Annotated in this window: 16 protein-coding genes; 8 read left to right on the top strand and 8 right to left on the bottom strand. The window is 72.0% G+C overall.

The window, feature by feature from the left end; translation table 11 throughout:
- Positions 1 to 17: 17 nt before the first annotated feature.
- The 5 genes from AC068Z_RS19445 to AC068Z_RS19425 form a co-directional block, all read right to left on the bottom strand.
- The gene (locus AC068Z_RS19445; protein ID WP_478556811.1) at positions 18 to 758 is read right to left on the bottom strand and encodes a hypothetical protein; all 741 of its coding nucleotides are present in this window, start codon (positions 756 to 758) and stop codon (positions 18 to 20) included.
- A gap of 50 nt (positions 759 to 808) precedes the next feature.
- Positions 809 to 1783 carry a CU044_5270 family protein gene (locus AC068Z_RS19440; protein ID WP_478556809.1) on the bottom strand — a complete coding sequence of 325 codons (975 nt, stop codon included), beginning with the start codon at positions 1781 to 1783 and terminating at the stop codon, positions 809 to 811.
- Positions 1780 to 2427, bottom strand: coding sequence for an RNA polymerase sigma factor (locus tag AC068Z_RS19435; protein ID WP_478556807.1), 648 nt, complete (start codon positions 2425 to 2427; stop codon positions 1780 to 1782). Before AC068Z_RS19435 ends, AC068Z_RS19440 begins: the two co-directional genes overlap by 4 nt.
- A 44-nt stretch (positions 2428 to 2471) precedes the next feature.
- Positions 2472 to 2651, bottom strand: coding sequence for a hypothetical protein (locus AC068Z_RS19430; protein ID WP_478556805.1), 180 nt, complete (start codon positions 2649 to 2651; stop codon positions 2472 to 2474).
- 221 nt (positions 2652 to 2872) lie between these two features.
- Positions 2873 to 3706, bottom strand: coding sequence for a class I SAM-dependent methyltransferase (locus AC068Z_RS19425; RefSeq protein WP_478556803.1), 834 nt, complete (start codon positions 3704 to 3706; stop codon positions 2873 to 2875).
- A gap of 80 nt (positions 3707 to 3786) precedes the next feature.
- Here AC068Z_RS19425 and AC068Z_RS19420 point away from each other — a divergent pair, with 80 nt between their 5' ends.
- Entirely contained in the window at positions 3787 to 4248 is a 462-nt protein-coding gene (locus AC068Z_RS19420; protein WP_478556801.1) for a helix-turn-helix domain-containing protein, read from the top strand.
- 16 nt (positions 4249 to 4264) lie between these two features.
- On the opposite strand, the gene AC068Z_RS19415 is transcribed toward AC068Z_RS19420, so the two are convergent.
- Positions 4265 to 6862 (bottom strand): NACHT domain-containing protein, encoded by a 2598-nt coding sequence (locus AC068Z_RS19415; RefSeq protein WP_478556799.1) that lies wholly within the window; start codon positions 6860 to 6862, stop codon positions 4265 to 4267.
- 220 nt (positions 6863 to 7082) lie between these two features.
- Between AC068Z_RS19415 and AC068Z_RS19410 the strand changes: the two genes are divergently transcribed.
- The 3 genes from AC068Z_RS19410 (at position 7083) to AC068Z_RS19400 (ending at position 10690) form a co-directional block, all read left to right on the top strand.
- A complete protein-coding gene (locus AC068Z_RS19410; protein ID WP_478556797.1) occupies positions 7083 to 7529 on the top strand; it encodes a DUF6069 family protein in 447 nt (148 codons plus the stop codon).
- Positions 7530 to 7954: 425 nt separating this feature from the next.
- The gene (locus AC068Z_RS19405) at positions 7955 to 10012 is read left to right on the top strand and encodes a galactose-binding domain-containing protein (RefSeq protein ID WP_478556795.1); all 2058 of its coding nucleotides are present in this window, start codon (positions 7955 to 7957) and stop codon (positions 10010 to 10012) included.
- A gap of 81 nt (positions 10013 to 10093) precedes the next feature.
- Positions 10094 to 10690, top strand: coding sequence for a TetR/AcrR family transcriptional regulator (locus AC068Z_RS19400; protein WP_478556793.1), 597 nt, complete (start codon positions 10094 to 10096; stop codon positions 10688 to 10690).
- Here AC068Z_RS19400 and AC068Z_RS19395 read toward each other — a convergent pair.
- The gene (locus AC068Z_RS19395) at positions 10685 to 11194 is read right to left on the bottom strand and encodes a hypothetical protein (protein WP_478556791.1); all 510 of its coding nucleotides are present in this window, start codon (positions 11192 to 11194) and stop codon (positions 10685 to 10687) included. The genes AC068Z_RS19400 and AC068Z_RS19395 overlap by 6 nt on opposite strands.
- A 148-nt stretch (positions 11195 to 11342) precedes the next feature.
- Here AC068Z_RS19395 and AC068Z_RS19390 point away from each other — a divergent pair, with 148 nt between their 5' ends.
- Entirely contained in the window at positions 11343 to 12125 is a 783-nt protein-coding gene (locus AC068Z_RS19390) for a cyclase family protein (protein ID WP_478556789.1), read from the top strand.
- Complete coding sequence (locus AC068Z_RS19385) at positions 12125 to 13750, top strand: thiamine pyrophosphate-binding protein (protein WP_478556787.1); 1626 nt, start codon at positions 12125 to 12127, stop codon at positions 13748 to 13750. Before AC068Z_RS19390 ends, AC068Z_RS19385 begins: the two co-directional genes overlap by 1 nt.
- 51 nt (positions 13751 to 13801) lie before the next feature.
- Here the strand turns inward: AC068Z_RS19385 and AC068Z_RS19380 are convergent, their stop codons facing one another.
- Positions 13802 to 16021, bottom strand: a complete 2220-nt coding sequence (locus AC068Z_RS19380; protein ID WP_478556785.1) for a WD40/YVTN/BNR-like repeat-containing protein — start codon at positions 16019 to 16021, stop codon at positions 13802 to 13804.
- Positions 16022 to 16299: 278 nt separating this feature from the next.
- On the opposite strand from AC068Z_RS19380, the gene AC068Z_RS19375 reads away from it, so the two are divergent.
- Positions 16300 to 17439: a GNAT family N-acetyltransferase gene (locus AC068Z_RS19375; protein ID WP_478556783.1), complete on the top strand. Its 1140-nt coding sequence runs from the start codon at positions 16300 to 16302 to the stop codon at positions 17437 to 17439.
- Positions 17440 to 17605: 166 nt separating this feature from the next.
- Positions 17606 to 18835 (top strand): DegT/DnrJ/EryC1/StrS family aminotransferase, encoded by a 1230-nt coding sequence (locus tag AC068Z_RS19370; RefSeq protein ID WP_478556781.1) that lies wholly within the window; start codon positions 17606 to 17608, stop codon positions 18833 to 18835.
- The last annotated feature ends 409 nt before the right edge of the window (positions 18836 to 19244 follow it).

Raw genomic sequence — 19244 nt, 5'->3', positions numbered from 1 at the left:
GGCTGCCGGCGTCTCGATCACCAAGAGGGGGCGGCGTTCGCGGCGACGCGGTCCGCCACCGCGAACTCCGTCCCGCAGTCGCCGCACACCGCTCGCCCGAAGAGATACGGCAACCGCCGAGCCACCTCCGACTGCCCGTCGGCGAGGGCTCGGTCGCGCAGCCACTCGGCCACGCCCTCCAGCTCCGCCGGATCGGCCGGGCACAGCGGCGTCCGCTCGACCTCGCCCAGCGCGTAGTCCTCGCTGCAGGAAAAGAAGCCTTCGTCGCCCATCACGATGAACAGGTTCACGCCGCAGTGAGGGCAGTCGACCTCGTATTCGCCCTGGGCGAGCTTGTCCAGATGCTCGTCCCAGAACTCGACGCCCTCGAAGGCCAGGGCCGCCTGGAGCAGTCCGACGTAGTCCTCCGTCTCCCACGGCAGACGGAGGGACTCGTCGACGAGCCGGGCCAGCCGCGCGATCTGCGGTGCGTGGATCTCGAGTGCGGCGACACCTTCGAACGAGCGGCGTGCGCTGGACACGATCGGGCCCGCCGCGAACAGCACCCAGGTCCGGGCGGCGGGCTCGCGGGCCGCCGCGATCTCCGTGAGGCGGGGCAGCGCCGCGAAACTCGCCGGGAACGCGGTGTCCAGCATCGGGCACAACCGGTCCATCAGCTCGGACCACACACGCCGTGGATCGGCCTCGAACCGGTCGAGCAGGGCCGGGACGTCTTCCGCCGAGCCGTGTGCGTCGCTGAGCTTGGACCAGTCCGTCATGTGCTGATCCAAGCAGAGCGTCGGCGGCTGCCAGGACTCGCCCCAGGGGGTCAGCGCGACGGCGCCTCACGGACGGCGTCGGACACGCCTGCACCCAGGAACGCCGTCCTCGTCGTGCCCAGGTAGGCCAGGGTCGTACGGTCGAAGACCCAGGTGTGCTCGCCCGTCGAGGAGTCCGTGTAGGACAGGCCGATGCCCTTGCGGCCGGTGGCGTCCTGGGTGTGGTGGTCGACCCGGATGCCGGGGAGCTGGGCCGCCGCTCGGTAGAGGGCCGCGCCGAGGTCGGGGAGGAGGGTGGCTTCCTCGAGCATGGTGTCGATGTACTCGAAGATCGCCTCCTCCTGGGTGGATTCCACGCTGTTCGTGTCGGCGCGCAGCTTCTTCAGCAGCGCGTCGGGATCGGTGGGCAGGGACTGGAGTTGGCGGAAAGTGAGGTACGGGACGCCGTCCATGGGACCCTCCACCCGCTGGGTGGTGTCCGGTCGCGTGCCCTCGACGGGGTCGACGCGGATCCAGCCGTCCCGCTTGCCGTCCACCGCATGCCACTCCTCCCGCTGGACGAGGTCGCGCAGGACGTGGTCGCCGATGCCCAGGACGGAGCCGGCGCCTCGGGTCCTGGTGTAGATGTACTGGTCGTCCGTCACCTTGACCGCGGGACGTTCGGCGGCCACCGTGGCGATACGGTCCAACAGCCGCGCGGCTTCGCGGTGTTGAGCCGCAGTGACCGGCGCGGACTTCTTGACCTCGTCGTCCATCGCCACCACTCCCAGTGTCACCGCGGCGGCCAGGGCGAGCGGTGCCGCGATGAGGGTGACGCGTCGGCGCTTCGAGCGTGGGCGTTCCAGGAGTTCGCGGGCGGTCGGCGTCGGCGGGGCGGACCGCTCGTCGGTGAACTGGCGCATCAGGTACTCCTTGAGGACTGCGTGACGGTCCTGCGGGAGCACCGGATTGCCCGGAGCGGGCAGCAGCTCGGCCAAGTCGTCGTGGCCGACGGGCTCTTCGTGGCGTCGCGGACGGGTGTTCATCGCTTCTTCTCCTGCGGGGACCGAGCCGTCTGATGGCGGCTGCCCGGTATCTGTCCGGTCGCCGGGTGGCGTTGCGCCGAGTCGGCGGGCCGTGCGGTCCGGTCGAGTTCCAGTTCGGTGAGTTCGCGCAGGCGCTTTCTGGCGCGCGAGAGTCTCGCTCGTACGGTGCCCACGGCCACGCCCAGTGCCTCGGCGGCCGACGCCGCGTCCAGGCCTTCCCAGACGCAGAGCGTGAACACCTCCCGTTCGCCGCGGCGCAGTCGGCTCAACGCCGCGTGCGCGGCGGCCAGTTCCTCGGCGTCGGCCAGCCGCTGGGTCACCTCCTCGGCGAAGTCCGGGACGGGCGCCGCGGGTGGCAGCCGGGCGAGCGCGGTCCGGTGCCGTCGGGCCGCGCGTGAGGTGTTGCGGGTGACGTTGGTGGCGATGCCGAGCAGCCAGGGGCGCAGGCTGCCGCCGTCCGGGAGCACGCGTTCACGCAGGCGCCAGGCCTCCAGGAAGGTCAGTGAGACGATGTCGTCGGCCGCGGACCAGTTGCCGGTCACCCGGACGGCGTGCCGGTGCACCGCCGACGCGTGCTCGTCGAAGAGCCGGCCGAACGCGTCCGGATCCCCGGCCCGTATGCGGGCGCGCAGTGAGAGTTCCACACTGTTCCCTGTCCTGAGCGGGGAGCGCGCTGCGGTGATGCCCGTCACATCGGACGTACTCGCTCCGTCAGTCCTCCTCGTCTCGTGTGGATCGGTGACCAGACGGCTCGGTCACGCACGATGCCTTCCAGATCGTCGGACCGGAACATCGCCTCGTAGAGCCAGTCCGAGAGGACGAGCGCCTGATCGCGCGGGAGTCTGATGGTGATGGAGCCGTCCGCCACGGACACAACCTAGCCCGCTCGGCTCGCGATCCGTCCGGGTCGCCTCGGCGGCCCGGACAGCGCCTCGCGGGCCGCTTCCAGGATGTCGTCCGACAGCGGTGAGTCCTTCACCGCCCGGGCCAGGACCACCGCCCCCAGCATGGTGCAGCAGCGCCCATGGTTCGTCGGGCGAGTCGTGCCTGAAGCGAAGGAGCCAATTCGCCGCGCGTCGGCCGTATCGCCTACGACGCCTGGGCGTCGACCACCCAACAGGCGGCCGTGAAACGGACCTCCGAGCCGTGGACGTACTCGTCGAAGGCGGGGCGGACCGTCTCGACGACCCGCTCCCGGGTCTCCTCGTCCACGTCCGGGAGGATCATGCCGAGCGGACCGAGCCGGGTGAAGTAGCGGACCAGGTCCTGTTCGGGAAGCGCGCAGGTCACGTCGTACGGCCGGATGTCGATCCCGGTCCAGCCGCCGGCCGTGAGCGCTTCCCGGACGCGGTCCGGGTCCGCGAAGGCGAACTGACCGGGACCGCTCGGCCGTCGGGCGGGGAGCTCCGGCAGCAGGGGCGCCGCGGCGCGCTCGGCCGTCGTCATGAACGGGTTCTCCTCGGCCCCGCGCCATACGATGAACCGCAGCCCGGCCTCGTCCGTCGCGGCTCGCCGGAGGTTGGCGAAGGCGCGGACGGAGTCGTGGAAGAACATCACCCCGAGGCGCGAGACGACGATGTCGAAGACGGCGGGCTCGAAGGCGTGTTCCGCGGCGTCGGCCTGGACGAAGGAGGCCGGGGTGCCCTCCCGTTCGGCCCGTTCGCGTGCTGCGGTGACCATCGGCTCGGAGATGTCGACGCCGACGCAGCTGCCCGTCGGGCCGAGCCGCCGCGCGACGGCCAGTGTGGTGCCGCCGGTACCGCAGCCGACATCGAGAACGCGGCCTCCCCGCCCCGCGGGCACCGCCTCCACGAGCAGCTCCTCCAAGGGCCTGAGCAGGTCGTCGAGCAACGCCTGTTCCTGGACCCAGACATGACCTGCCCGGGCCCAGCGGGCCGCCTGATCGTCACCGGTGTTCGTCACGCTCATCATCGTCTCCCGTGCTTGCGGTCGGCGTGCGGAGATGACAGCGTGCTACTTCAAGTCGACTTGAGGTCAAGCGGATGACGGATCTGGACATCGCCGAGGTGGCACACCGCTCCGGGCTGCCCGCCTCGACCCTGCGCTACTACGAGGAGAAGGGCCTGATCGCCCCGATCGGCAGGCGCGGCCTGCGCCGGCAGTACGACCCCGGCGTACTGGAACGCCTGGCGCTGATCACGTTGGGACGGACCGCGGGGTTCTCCCTCGACGAGATCGCCCGCATGGTCACCCCGGACCGGCGACCGGACCTCGACCGGGGGATGCTCGCGGCCAAGGCCGACGAACTGGAGGCACGGATCAGGGAACTCGCCGTCCTGCGCGACTCCCTCCGCCACGCCGCCGCCTGCCCGGCCCCGAGCCACCTGGAGTGCCCGACATTCCGCCGCCTCCTCCGGGCGGCGGCCGGCTCTCCGGCGAGCGCCCGCAGACCCGCGGACGCGCGATGCGCAGAGCCGCAGTCCCCAGGCCCGCAGCCCCGCTGAGCCGACAGCGTGACGCTCAACCACGACGGCCCAGGCGCTCCGCTTCCCGGCTGCGACGGCTCCCGGGAAGCGCCCGCGGGGACGGCCCCGCCAGATGCCGCTGAAGGTCGAGGTGCCGGAACTGATAGACCGCCCCCGTCTGCCGCAGCACCCCGCGTCGCTCGTGTGCGTCGGTAAGGAAGGCCGTCAGGTCCCGGGGGAGGTTGTGGCGTACCGCCAGGTGGTGGCGGGCGACGGTGTAGTACCACCAGGCGTTCCGGCTCAGGGCGGCTGCCAGGCCGACCGTGACGCCGTACGCCAGGCCCCGGGTCAGGATGTGCGCCGGGGTCATCGACAGGGCCCTGCCGTCAGTGGTGCCGCGGCCCATGCCGTACGTGAGGCCGCCCTGGACGGCGTAGTCGATGCCGTAGCAGAGGGTGAAAGCGGCGCCGACCGCGATGCCCACCGCGAGCCACAGCCGGCCGAGGATCCTGCGGTCCTGGTGGAGGAGTGTGACGGGGCCGGTCGGGGCCGTCAGGTCCGCCGGTCTGCCGGTGAGGGCGAAGGCGACGCCGACCGTGATGCCGAAGGCGCACGAGAAGGTGAGCATCGTGCTGACGGGGTAGGCCGAGGCGCCGGAGAGGAGTGACTGGAGCCTCAGGATCGCCCAATGCGTGGCACCCAGGGCGGAGCCGCCGGCGAGTCCCGTCGCGAAGCCCCGCCAGTCCCAGGCCCACCGGGTGCGCACGGTCGGAACGACTCGGGGGCGGCGCTTCGACAGGCGGCCCGCGCGGTTGCCGAGTGCGCCGCCCGCCAGCGCGTACGCCACCCCCGCCGTCAGGGCGCCCGCCGCCGCGGCCGTTGGATCGTGGTTGAGGCGGTACGAGAGGAACAGGGTGGCGCCCGTGAGGAGCCCGAGCGCGCTCATGCGGGCGTTCCAGGCCCAGCGTTCGGTCGGCTCCGGCGCCCCTCGGCGCCCGGCCAGCGCGCCCACGATGCCGCCGACGAAGCCGTACGCCAGCCCGTTGGCCGTCGTCGCCGCAGGCCAGTGCAGTTGACCGGTGGCCAGTACGTGGGTCAGGCCCTCGGCGACGCCCCCGGTCACGCCCGCCACCAAGCCGCAGCCGATGCCGCCCGCGATGCCTCCGGCCAGGCCCGCGACGATGGCCGCGGGCGGGCCCGTCAGCCAGCCGGAGTCGAGACCGGCCAACAAGGCGGTGAGCCGTCCCGCGCCCGTGGCGGCGGCCCAGGACACGACACCGAGGACGGCCCCTGTCACCACCTGCGCCCAGCGCGGTGGCAGCGCCCTGCGCAGCCGCCACCAGGAGAAGTCGCTGGTGTGCTGGAGGTGCCGGGCCAGCCAGCGCAGGGCGTGCTCGGCCTCCTGGGCGGTCCAGCGGGACGGGTACCGGGGGTGGGGGCGGTAGGCGGCGGGCACGTACGCGTCGAAGAGGTGTGTCCGGACGGCCTCCGGGACGGGGAAACGGTCCTCGTCGCACAGGTCCGCGGGGTTGGGCAGCGCGGTGTCCCGTTCGCCCGGGCGGGGGTTGTAGACCGTGCGGGCCAGGAACAGCATCAGGGGTGTCGTCAGGGCGCGGGCCACCGGCGCCTCGGTGCCCAGCAGGCGGATCACCGGGGTCCAGCGCGCGGTGGCGGAGTCCTGGCCGCCCGCGTCGCGTTGGAGGTAGTCGGCGATGTCCGGGGCTGCCGGAGGCCGCAGTTCGACGGCCGCGGCACCGATGAGTTTGACGGGGACCCCATGGGCCGGGGCGAGGGTGGCGCCGTACTCCTCCAGCCGGCTGGTGAGGACGAGGGGCCGGTCGGGCGGGAGCGCCGAGTTGATGGCGTCCAGGGCCAACGCGCGGCTCGGCTCCGGGATCTCGTCGAAGCCGTCCAGGATCGGCCAGATCAGCCGGTGCTCCAGCAACGCCCGCGCTGCGCCTCCCGGTTCGTCCAGACCGCTGTAGTCCCGCGCGAGCCGCTCCGCCATCCAGGACTCCAGAGGCTGCTCAGCGGGATTCCAGGAGGCGAGCGAGAACAGCACCGGAACCGGGGCACCCGGGGCGCGCTCGGCGGTCAGGGCCAGCAGGAGACACACCAGCAGCATCGTCTTTCCGCTGCCGGGTCCGCCCAGGACGACCAGCCGTCTGGTCGGGATCCGCTCCAGCAACACCTCGGTGAGCTCTCCACCGACGCCGCTCAGGCCGTCCGGTCCGGTGGCCCGGCGGGCGCCGGGGGCTGCGGGCCGATCGCTCGCCAACTCCTCCAGCAGGGCCCAGGATTCACCGAAGCGAGCATCGGCCGCCTGCCAGGACACCGGGAGGGGGTAGGGGTCGTTCAGGCGTCGTACGCGTGCCTCCGCCTCCCATTGCTGTCGTACGGCCGACGCCAGACCGTCGGCGAGCCGGGCCCGCGTCACCTCGTCCGCCTGGTCCGCCTCGGCCGTCCGGCCGTGATCCACGCGCAGGCTCGCCCAGGACAGGTACATCCCACCGACGGACGGCAGCAGCGCGGCCACCGTCTCGGCCATCCGCAGGTCGAAACGTACGGCGATGCACACCGCGCCGACCATGCCGCCGACCGACAGCACGAGATACAGCGCGCCGACCCGCCGCGCCCGCCAACCAGTCCCCATGGCCGGATTCTCGGGGCGGGGAGGTGACGGACACGCCGGTTCGGGGGCCGGGCCCCACGGATGAGTGACACCGGGGTCGGCTCCGGAAAATCCCCACCCGAACTTCCCCAGCAGAGCGCTCAGTTCCTGGGCCCTTCACGGTCTGACTCTATGCAAGGCAACGAACTGAAAGCCCACCCGGACCCCAAGCCCAAGCCCCAGGAAATCAGGAGACCCAGCCATGACCATCACCGCGACCCGGACCAGCAGCCACTCCTCCCTCTCGCAGCGCCCGGTTTGGCTCGTCGGCATCGCCGCCACCCTCGCCGGTGCCGTCGTGACCGAGGCCTTCGCGCTCGGTGCGCGTGCGGCCGGCGTTCCGATGGACGCGGCCAGTCCAGGAGCCAAGGAAGCGGCGGAGATTCCCGTGGGCGGCTTCGCGGGAGGCGTGCTGTTCTGGGCGGTCGCCGGGATCGTCCTGGCCGTCGTACTCGCCCGCTGGGCCCGGCGGCCCGCCCGCACCTTCACCGTCACCACCGTCGCGCTCACCGCCCTCTCGCTCGCCGGTCCGGCGGTCGCCCCGCACACGGCGACGTCCACGCAGATCGTCCTCGCCGTGTCACACGTGGTGGCCGCCGCGGTGATCATCCCCGTGCTGGCGCGGCGGCTCGCACAGCACCGGCGGTGAGCCGAACGCGCTTGGGGCGGGGCGCACATCGCGAATGTCGACCTGACCGCTCAGCAGGCCGTACCCGTGTGCACACGGACTCGGAGTCCCACGCCGACGGGTGACGACCGGCCGAGAAACGCCGGGGCGGGACCGCGAGTCGGGTCCCGCCCTCTACGTTGCCCTCCTCCAGCGTGCGGAGGTGCTGCGGACGGCGACCGTGCTGCCCGCGCGTGTGTACGGCGCGGACGCGGACTTCGGCACGCTGGAGGAGGGCAAGCCGGCCCGGTGGTGGACGGTTATCCGTTCGGCGGACGGCTGCTGTGACCCGGCATCAGGTCACTTGTCCCGGACTCTTGACTCGTCATGAGCCAGTCGTCATCCTCGACCCCACATATTGGGCTGGTCATGACAACGCCGTCATGCCGTTCCAGGAGGGGTGGTCCATGGCTCGACTCCCGTACCGCAGACGCAAGGACGTCACCGTCGGAACGCTGCTCCTCCTGGTCCTGGCCCTGCTGCTCGGCCCCGCGCCGAGCTCGGCGGCCGGGACCGAGTGGTGGCTGCCCACCGCGCGGCCGGCGCCGGACTCCCAGATCGGTGTCACCGGCGAGCCGTTCACCGGCACCAACGCGCAGGGCGAGGTGCGCGGCTTCGCCGACCTGCACAACCACCTGTTCTCCAACGAGGCGTTCGGCGGCCGGCTCATCTGCGGCAAGGTCTTCTCCGAGGCCGGGATCGCCGACGCCCTCAAGGACTGCCCCGAGCACTACCCCGACGGATCGCTCGCGATCTTCGACTTCATCACCAACGGCGGCGACGGCAAGCACGACCCGGTCGGCTGGCCCACCTTCAAGGACTGGCCCGCCCATGACTCGCTGACCCACCAGCAGAACTACTACGCGTGGGTGGAGCGGGCCTGGCGCGGCGGCCAGCGGGTCATGGTCAACGACCTGGTCACCAACGGCGTGATCTGCTCGGTCTACTTCTTCAAGGACCGTTCCTGCGACGAGATGACCTCCATCCGCCTGCAGGCGAAGCTGAGTTACGACCTCCAGGCCTACATCGACAAGATGTACGGCGGCCCCGGCAAGGGCTGGTTCCGGATCGTCACCGACAGCGCCCAGGCCCGCCAGGTCATCGAACAGGGCAAGCTGGCGGTCATCCTGGGTGTCGAGACCTCCGAGCCGTTCGGCTGCAAGCAGATCCTCGACATCGCGCAGTGCAGCAAGGCGGACATCGACAGGGGCCTGGACGAGCTGTACGACCTCGGCGTGCGCAGCATGTTCCTGTGCCACAAGTTCGACAACGCGCTCTGCGGAGTCCGCTTCGACTCCGGCACCCTCGGCACCGCCATCAACGTGGGCCAGTTCCTGTCCACCGGCACCTTCTGGAAGACCGAGGAGTGCAAGGGCCCCCAGCACGACAACCCCATCGGCAACGCCACGGCCGCCGAGGCCGAGTCCGAGCTCCCGGCGGGCGTCGACGTGCCCTCGTACGCGAGCGGCGCGCAGTGCAATGTGCGCGGTCTCACCGAACTCGGCGAGTACGCCGTGCGCGGCATGATGAAGCGCAAGATGATGCTCGAGATCGACCACATGAGCGTCAAGGCCACCGGCCGGGTGCTCGACATCTTCGAGGCCGAGTCCTACCCCGGCGTGCTCTCCTCGCACAGCTGGATGGACATGGACTGGACCGAGCGGGTCTACGGTCTCGGCGGCTTCATCGCCCAGTACATGCACGGCTCCGAGGGCTTCATCGGCGAGGCCGGGCGTACCGAGGCGCTGCGCGACAAGTACGGCGTCGGCTACGCCTACGGCACCGACATGAACGGCGTCGGCGGCTGGCCGGGACCGCGCGGAGCGGACGCCCCCAACAAGGTGACGTACCCCTTCACGAGCGTCGACGGCGGCTCCGTCATCGACAAGCAGACCACCGGACAGCGCACCTGGGACCTCAACACCGACGGCGCCGCCCACTACGGCCTGGTGCCCGACTGGATCGAGGACATCCGCCGCGTCGGCGGCCAGGAGGTGGTGGACGACCTCTTCCGGGGCGCCGAGTCCTACCTCGACACCTGGGGAGCCTCCGAGCGGCACCAGTCGGCGGTGAACCTCGCCAGGAGCGCGCCCGCCGGGGCCAGTTCGACCGAGTGGAACCTCTTCACCAGCTACGCGCCCGGCCGGGCCGTCGACGGTGACCGGGGCACCCGCTGGGCCAGTGACTGGAGCGACGGCCAGTGGCTGCGGATCGACCTCGGGGCCACCCACCGCGTCGGCAGGGTCACCCTCGACTGGGAGCGCGCCTACGCCAAGTCGTACCGCGTCGAACTCTCCACCGACGGCCAGGTCTGGAAGACCGCCTGGTCCACCACGGCCGGCGACGGCGGCCTGGACACGGCCCGCTTCACCGGCACACCCGCCCGCTACGTCCGCGTCCTCGGCCTGGAACGCGGCACCCAATGGGGGTACTCCCTGCACGAGGTCGGCGTCCACAGCGACTAGAACGCCACAGCGACTGGAGCGCCACAGCGTCTTGAGCGGCACAACAACCAGAGCACCACAACGAGCACGAGGGACACGCACATGGCACGCATGCCGTCGGCGGAACGACGACTGCAGCTGACGGAAGCGGCGATCAGGGCGATGGCCCGGGACGGCGTCGCCAGGACGACCACCCGGTCCATCGCCGCCGAGGCCGGCGTGTCCCTCAGCGTCTTCCACTACTGCTTCGACTCCAAGCAGGCCCTGATCGAGTCGGTCATCACCACCATCACCGACCACTACGTGACCCTGGTGAAGAAGGCGCTGGTGCCCAGGGACACCCTCCAGGAGACCGTCCGGGCGGGCCTCCAGGCGTACTGGGACCACGTCCGCGCCCACCCCGACGAGCACATGCTCACCTACGAACTCACCCAGTACGCCCTGCGCCAGCCCGGGTTCGAGCACCTGGCCCGCCGCCAGCACGAGCTCTACGGCGACACCTACGCCGAGCTCATCGAGCAGCTGCGCCGGACCATGGACCTCAGGCTGCGGGTACCCGTACCGGTGTTGACGCGCTACCTCGCCGCCCTGACCGACGGACTGACCCTCAACTACCTGGTGCTGGGCGACGAGGACGTCTGGGCCGGAGTGCTGGACACCGTCACCGCGCACATCGCCGGACTCGTGGACGGCTCATGACGTCTCGCCGATCCACCGGAGCATCAGGGCCTCGCGCTCCTCGCGGCCGGGGCCGGTGTCAGTGACGCGGTCGCGCCGCCAGCGCAGGAGGTCTTCGAGGTGGGTGCGGCCGTCGACGAGCCGGTCGAGCAGGGTGCGGGACAGCTCGTACTCCACCGGACCGTAGATCCCCCCGGCGATGGCCGTCTGCACGCTCACCTCCACCGTCGCCTCCGCCGTCGTGCCGATCCGCACGGTGAAGGCGGGCGGATGGTCCCCGCTTCCGGTCAGCGCGACCACCGCCACGTCGAAGGCCTGGGAGACCCAGCGGCGCGAGGCGGGCCGCACGGCCACGTCGGCGACCTCGATCCGTGTCACCTCGTCCCAGCCCCACGAGCGGCCGTGCTCCAGCCCCAGGGCCTCGACGCCGTCCTTGGACAGCCGCACACCGGACGCCGTGCCCACCGGCTCCGCGCCGACGTGGACCGAGTCCTCGGTGATCCAGAACAGGCCGACCAGGGCCATGGGGTTCCTCCTAGTGATCGTCTCGCTGTCTGAGACGGTGGGAGCGGGGGCCTGGTTGCGCCGATCGACCCCGCCGCATGGTGAATGCCACGGAATCGATCCATCCTGGGAGTTCCGCGTACCGCCCCCGAGGCGTTTGGAGGCCCTCATGCCCGAACCGTCCGTCCTCGCCTCGCTGGTGTCCGCCCTGCGGGAGGGCGCGATCGAAGTCGTCGACCTCACGGCTCCGTTGTCCGCGGCGACCCCGCTGATCCAACTGCCGTCCGAGTTCGGGCAGACGGCGGCCTTCGAGCTGCAGGAGATCAGCCGGTACGACCGTCGGGGACCGGCCTGGTACTGGAACAACTTCCGTACCGGTGAACACACCGGCACCCACTTCGACGCCCCGAACCACTGGGTGACCGGCAAGGATCTCGCCGACGTGGCGTCCGTGCCGGCCGGGAGGCTGATCGCGCCCGCCGCCGTACTGGACTTCACGCACGAGGCGGAACGGGACCCGGACTTCCTCCTGGAAGCGGACCATGTGAAGGCCTGGGAGGCCGAGCACGGCCCGCTGCCCGACGGCGGCTGGCTGCTGCTGCGCACCGGCTGGGACGCCCGCGCCCAGTCGCAGGAGGAGTTCCTGAACGCGGACGAGAACGGCCCGCACACGCCCGGTCTGTCGCCGGAGTGCGCCCGCTGGCTGGCCGAGGAGGCGCCGGTGATCGGCCTGGGGGTGGAGACGGTCGGCACGGACGCCGGGCGTGGCCACGCCTTCGAACCGGCCTTCCCCTGTCACTCCTACCTCATGGGCAACGCCAAGTACGGCCTGACCCAGCTGCAGAACCTCGCCCTGCTCCCGCCGACGGGCTGTGTCGTGATCGCCGGACCGCTGCCCATCGTCACGGGATCTGGTTCTCCCGCGCGGGTGTTGGCCCTGGTGGAGCGTTGATGAAGGCCGCCGAGGCCGTCGGACGGGCGCTGGTGGCGTCCGGGGTCGGGCAGGTCTTCGGCGTGGTCGGATCCGGGAACTTCCATGCGACCAACGCCATGGTGGCGGCGGGGGCGCGCTTCGTGGCGGCCCGCCATGAGGGCGGCGCGGCGACGATGGCGGACGCGTATGCGCGGATGAGCGGCACAGTGACGGCACTGACTGTCCATCAGGGGCCGGGTCTGACGAACGCGTTGACCGGGATCGCCGAGGCGGCCAAGAGCCATACCCCGCTGGTGGTGCTGGCGGGGGAGGTGACGGATCCGCGCTCCAACTTCCACGTGGACCAGGAGGGGTTGGCGAGGTCGGTCGGTGCCGACGTGTTGCGCGTCGAGGCAGCGGGGGACGCGGTCGGGGTGGCGTGCGAGGCGGTGCGCCGCGCGCTGCACGAGCGGCGGCCGGTGCTGCTCAACCTGCCTTTGGGCGTGCAGGGTTCTGAAGTCCCGGGCCCGGTGGCGGCAGCCCCGCCAGAGGCACGGGCGGCCCTCGAACCGACGGAAGCAGACGTCGAGGCGCTGACGCGGGTGCTACGGCGGTCTCGACGGCCGGTGTTCATCGCCGGCCGGGGCGCACGCTCGCCCGGGGCGCGCCGAGCACTGGAAGCCCTCGCCGAGCGGTACGGGGCGCTACTGGCGACGTCGGCCGTGGCGCGGGGGCTGTTCCGGGGGAGTCCGTGGGCGCTGGACGTGGCCGGGGGGTTCGCCTCGCCGATCGCCGCCGAGCTGATCGCGGGGGCCGACACGATCGTGGCCTGGGGCTGCACGCTCACCGGGTGGACGACCCGGCACGGCCGCCTGATCGGGCCCGGCGCCACCGTCGTACAGGTGGATGACGACGCGACGGCGCTGCGGGAGTCGTACCTGGGCGTCACCGGCGATGTGGAACGTACGGCGCGGCGGGCCCTGGAGGGGGACGGCGCGGCCCAGGAGGGCTACCGGACCGCCGGGAAGGCCGAGGCGCTGGCGGCGGGTGTGCGCTGGCGGGACGTGCCGTACGAGGACACGGGCACCCGCGACCGGATCGACCCCCGCACGCTGAGCGTCGCCCTCGACGACCTGCTGCCCGCCGAGCGGGTGATCGCGGTCGACTCGGGCAACTTCATGGGCTACCCGACCATGTTCCTCTCGGTCCCCGACGAGCACGGCCTGTGCTTCACCCAGGGCTTCCAGTCGATCGGCCTGGGTCTCGCGACGGCGATCGGCGCGGCCCTGGCCCGCCCGGACCGGCTCACGGTGGCCGCGCTCGGCGACGGCGGCGCGCTGATGGCCGCCGCCGAACTGGACACCGTCCGCCGCCTCGGTCTGCCGATGGTGGTGGTCGTCTACAACGACGACGCCTATGGCGCGGAGGTCCACCACTTCGGCCCCGACGGCCACCCCCTCGACACGGTCCGCTTCCCCGACACGGACATCGCCGCCGTGGCACGCGGCCACGGCTTCGAGGCGGTGACCGTGCGGACGCGGGCCGACCTGAAGCCGGTGACGGACTGGCTCACCGGCCCGCGCTCGGCACCTCTGCTGGTCGACGCCAAGGTGGTTCAAGAGCAGGGGAGTTGGTGGCTGGAGGAGGCGTTCCGCGGCCACTGAGTTCCGAGCACGACGGGTGTCCGTGCCGCACACGGCCGGGATGCCGCTGATTCAGCTCACCGAGAGTTCGTAGAACCCCCGCCCGAAGGTCGCCGCCACCAGCCGCCGGTGCCCGGCGTCGTACTCGATGTCGTCCACCGGCACCGCGGGCATTCCGCGCCCCAGCCGCATCCAGTGGCCACCGCCCTTGAAGCCGGCGAACACGCCCTGGTCGGTGCCGATGTACAGGGCGCCGCCCCGGGCGACGACCAGGTCGTTCACGGGGGCCGCGGGCAGGTTGCCGGAGAGGTCGCGCCAGTGCGTGCCGCCGTCGGTGCTGCCGTAGACGTGGGGGAGCGGGGAGCCCGAGCGGTAGCCGGAGTGGGTGGTCCAGACGCGGTCGGGGTTCCTGGGGTCGACGACCACCCGGGTCACCCAGGGGCGGCCCTCGGCGAGCTTGGTCCAGGTCGTGCCGAGGTCCTCGGTCACCCAGACGCGGCCGTCGTCCGTGCCGACGTACACCGTGCGCCCGTCGGAGGCCGGCGCGATCGACGTGATGGTCCCGAAGTTGGTGTAGACGGGGTCAGCGCCGGGCCCGCCGGTCAGGTCCGGGCTGATGGGCTGCCAGGTCACGCCGCCGTCGGTGGAACGGTTGAGTACCTCGGCGCCGTAGTAGAGGATCTGTGGGTCGCTCGGGTCGTGGACGACGGGCGTGAACCAGTTGCGGCGCTTGAACGTCGTGCCGTTCGCGAAGTAGGTGAGCGTGTCGCCGCCGTCGGTGGAGCGGAAGCAATTGCCGTACTGGTAGCAGGCGATGACCTTGTTCACGTCGGTCGGATCGATCAGGTTCTCCTCGCCGTCGCCGCCGAGGTACTCGTTGAACCGCTCCCCGCCCCAGGAGCGCAGTGAGCCGTTGTCCTGGGAGCCGCCGGAGATCCGGGTGACGTCCTGCGGACTGATCGCGGCGCTGTAGAGCTGGGTGTACGGCTCGTGCCGGGCCTTGACCCAGCCGCCGTCGCCGTCCGCGTCGGAGCGGTAGACGCCCCCGTCGTTGCCGAGGTACACGCGGCCCGGCCGGCGCGGGTCCCAGACCATGGCGTGATGGTCGACGTGGATGCTCGTGCTGTCGGCGGACCAGGTCTGTCCGCCGTCCTTCGTGGTCAGCAGGGCGACTCCGGCCACGTGCACGTGCTCGGTGTCGCGGGGGTCGATCCACACCTTGCCGAACCACCAGCCGAAGCTGGACTGGGAGTTGGCCAGATCCGTGTTGGCCGGAGTGCGGTTCCAGGTGTCGCCGCCGTCGGTGGAGGCGTAGAACCCCTCGAAGGCGCCGCCGGCCTTGTTGACGATCGCGTAGAGCCGCTCGCCCGCGACGGCGAGCCCGATGCGGCCCACGTCCGGGCCCTCGGCGGGCAGTCCGCCGCCCAGGCGCTGCCAGGTCGCGCCGTCGTCGTCGCTGCGGAAGACCCCTGAGCCGACCCCGCCGTACGTCCTCAGGTCGGGGCGGCGGCGGTGGTCCCAGAGGACGGCGTAGAGGCGGTCGCCGTCCTTGACGATCTCGGTGGCGCCGGTGAACTCGTTCGCGCCGGCGAGGATGCGCCGCCAGGTCGCGCCGCCGTCCTCGGAGCGGTAGACGCCCCGGTCGCCGCCGCCGTTGTAGAGCGAACCGGCCGCGGCGACGTAGATGCGGCGCGGGTTGGCCGGGTCGACGGTGATGGCGCTGATCGCGCCCGAGTCGCGCAGGCCGAGCGGCCGCCAGCTGCGGCCGCCGTCCTTGCTGCGGTACAGGCCTGTGCCCTCGTAAGTGATGCTGCCGCCACCGGGGTTGGGCTCGCCGGTGCCCACGTACAGGGTGCCGTCCGGGGCGGTGGCCACGGCGCCCATCGCCTGCGTCCAGCTGTCCGGCCACACCGAGTGGAAGCTCTGCCCGGCGTCCGTGCTGCGCCACAGGCCGCCGCTGGCCGCCGCCGCGTACAGGGTGTCCGCGCGCTTGGGGTCCAGGGCCAGGGAGACGATCCGCCCGCCGATGTTGGTCGGCCCGACGTTCTTCCAGCGCCCGCCCACGGTGGGCAGCTCGCGAGCCTCGGCCGCGGCGAGGGCGTGGGCGTGCCGGGGCAATGCCTCGCCCGGCAGGGTCTTCTGGAGAGAGCGGTACTCGGCCGGTGCCGCGGGACCCCGGACCGGGCGGTACACATCCGTCGGCGGGGGTGGTGGCGACGCGGACGCGGGCGCCGCGAGCAGGGCGGCTCCGGTGACCGCGGCGAGCATCAGCGACAGCAGACCTCTGCCCATGAACACCCCTTTGTAGTCATGGCCGCGACAAACGCCAACGACGGTACGGGAGACATGAGTTGAGCAGAAGAGCGCAGTCCGGACAGCTCTGGGGTGTCAGGGCGATGGTCATCCGAAACATGCCGTTCCTTTACGAGCGACGGTCTTGACAGTCTGCGTGCGGTTTCGCCACGTTTGATCCTTGTCGGACTGTTCCGATCTCGGTCGGGCGGTCGGCGACAGGAGGGGCGTGACGCGGGCCGCGCGTCACAGGGGGGAACTGGGGGGAGCGGTCGCCCATGCGATCCATGAGCAGCACCGATACCGAGATAACCGTTCACAGACCCGGCGAGCTGAGCGCCCCGCTGCGCGCGGCCTGGCACCGGGCCATGGAGGAGTCACCGGAGTACGCCAACCCGTTCCTGTCCCCGGAGTTCGCCGTCGGCGTCGGCCGGCACCGGGGCGGGGTCGAGATCGGCGTCCTGCACGAACACGGCGAGCCCGTCGGCTTCCTGCCGTACGAACGCAATGTCCTCGGCGTCGGCCGGGCCATCGGACTCGGCCTCTCCGACCGCCAGGCCCTGGTGCACCGGCCTGGGGCCATCTGGGACACCGAGGAACTGCTGCGCGGCTGCGGGCTCGCCAGCTTCGAGTTCGACCATCTCGTGGAGGAGCAGAAGCCGTTCGGCCGGTACGTCACCGGGATGTTCGCCTCCCCGGTGATCGACCTGGAGCCCGGCGACGGCGACTACGCGGCGTGGCTGCGCGCCACCTACCCCGGGCAGGCCAAGACCACGCTGAAGAAGGAACGCCGGCTGGGCCGCGACTTCGGCGACGTGCGGTTCGTGTTCGACGAGCGGGACCCGCGGGTGTTGCGGCGGCTCATGGAGTGGAAGTCCGCCCAGTACCGCAGGACCGGACGGATGGACCGGTTCGCCCGGCCCTGGATCGTGGACCTCGTCGGCCATCTGTTCCGGCTGCGCGAGGACCACTTCACCGGCGTGCTCTCCGTGCTCTACGCCGGGGACCGTCCCGTGGCCGCCCACTTCGGACCGAGGTCGCGGACCGTCCTCGCGGCCTGGTTCACGGCCTACGACCCCGAGTTCCACTACTACTCGCCCGGCCTGATGATGCATCTGCGCACGGCGGAGGCGGCGGCCCGGCACGGGGTGCGGCTGATCGACCTCGGGCGCGGCGACAAGGAGTACAAGGACTGGCTCAAGACGCGGGAGCTGCGGGTGGGCGAGGGGTTCGCGACCCGGCCGCACCCCGTGGCGGCGGCGCACCGGATGTGGCGCAGACCCGTACGCGGGCTGCGCAACACCGTCCTCGCCCACCCCGGCCTGCGGGAGCCCGCCGACCGGCTGCTGAAGACGGTCGGCTCACTGCGCTCCTCACGCCGGGCGGCCTGGGGCGGCGCGCGAGCACGCACGCCCTGAGCCCGGCCGTTCCGGCACCACCCCGGTCCCCTCGCGGGGCGCGGGCTGTATCAGCGCGCCGCTGCGCCGCGTGTGGCCGCGACCGGAACCTCACCGTCCGCGACTCGCGCCCGCGCTCCCGTGCGCCCCTGTGCGTCCGACCCACCCTCGACGGAGGCAGTGACAGATGTCGTACGGATCGCGGCTCGCCGCGACGATGACGCGGCGGCTCGGACGCGAATGCGTCTACACGCCCTCGGCGCGTCTCGCCCTCTATCTGGCGCTGCGGCGCTGGTGCCGGCCCGGAGCCCGGGTACTGATGTCGCCCGTCAACGACGACGTGATCCTCTTCGTGGTGCTGGCGGCCGGCTGCCGCCCGGTGCAGGCGCCCGTCTCCGTCTGGGACGGCAACATCGACTCCGCGGCCGTACCGGAGTCCACCTGGCGCGACATCGACGCCGTCCTGACCACCAATTTGTACGGCATACCGGACAGGGTCCTCGAACTGCGCCGCCGCTGCGAGCAGTTGGGCATCCCGCTGATCGAGGACGCGGCCCACGCCATCGGGACCCACGTGGACGGCCGGCCCATCGGGACCTTCGGCACGGCGGCCGCGTTCAGCCTCTCCAAGCACGTGGCGGCGATGGCGGGAGGCTTCCTCGCCGTGGAGGACGCCCGCACCCGGCGCGAACTGGAGCGCCTGCGCGACGACTTGCTCACCCCGCGTCGCCTGCGCGAGGACTTGGAGGTGACCTTGCGCCCGCTGGCCCGCTCCACAGTCCGCACTCTCCGTCTGGTCCGTCCGGTGTGGCGCACGATGCAGCGCCTCGGGCTCCTGGAACGCGACGAGTTCCGGATGGCCCTGCACGCCCCCCGCCTGACCGCGTCCGCCCGCTCGGCACCCAGCCTCACCGCCTACGAACCCTGGGTCCGCGTCGACCTGCACGGCTTCCGGGTCCGCCACGGCGCCCTGGTGCGCGGAGCACTGACCGCGCGCATGTCCCGCCTCGACGACGACCTCGCCCGGCGCAGGGCCGGGGTCGCGCTCCTCTCCGGCACCGCGTGGGCCTCGGCCGCCCTGCGCGAACGGGCGCTCCCCGACGGCCCCCTCCCGCTGTTCCGGGTCCCCCTCCTGGTCCACGACCGCGACACCCTCCTGGAACGGATGGTGGACCACGGCATGGTCTGCGGCTACGTCTACGATCCACCGCTCGACGACTACGCGGGCGCCGAGTTCGTCGAACCGTCCCCCGACCCCCGAGCGGCCCGCTGGTTCGCCGCACATGTCCTGCCGGCCGATCCGCTCCTGGCCCGCCGCATGACGGGCGCCCTCACCCGGGAGCGGGCCACGACGGCACGGCCCGCGTTTCCCACGGCCGTCAAGGACGCCAACCCACCTGCGCCGCTGGGTCAGTAGTCGGTGCCGGACCGTGGCTTCTGGCCCGCCGTATGACGGGCGCGCTCACTCGGGAGCGGGCCACGACGGCTCGGCCCGCGTTTCCCACGGCCGTCAAGGACGCCAACCCACCTGCGCCGCTGGGTCAGTAGTCGGTGCCGGACCGTCGCTCCCTGGCCCGCCGCATGACGGGCGCGCTCACCCGGGAGCGGGCCACGACGGCAGGGCCCGCGTTTCCCACGGCCGTCAAGGACGCCAGCCCACCTGCGCCGCTGGGGCAGTAGTCGGTGCCGGACCGTGGCTTCTGGCCCGCCGCATGACGGGCGCCCTCACTCGGGAGCGGGCCACGACGGCAGGGCCCGCGTTTCCCACGGCCGTCAAGGACGCCAACCCACCTGCGCCGCTGGGGCACTAGTCGGTGCCGGACCAT

The organism is Streptomyces sp. NPDC043726, from assembly GCF_056436565.1.
This window is presented reverse-complemented; position numbering and strand designations above follow the sequence as displayed.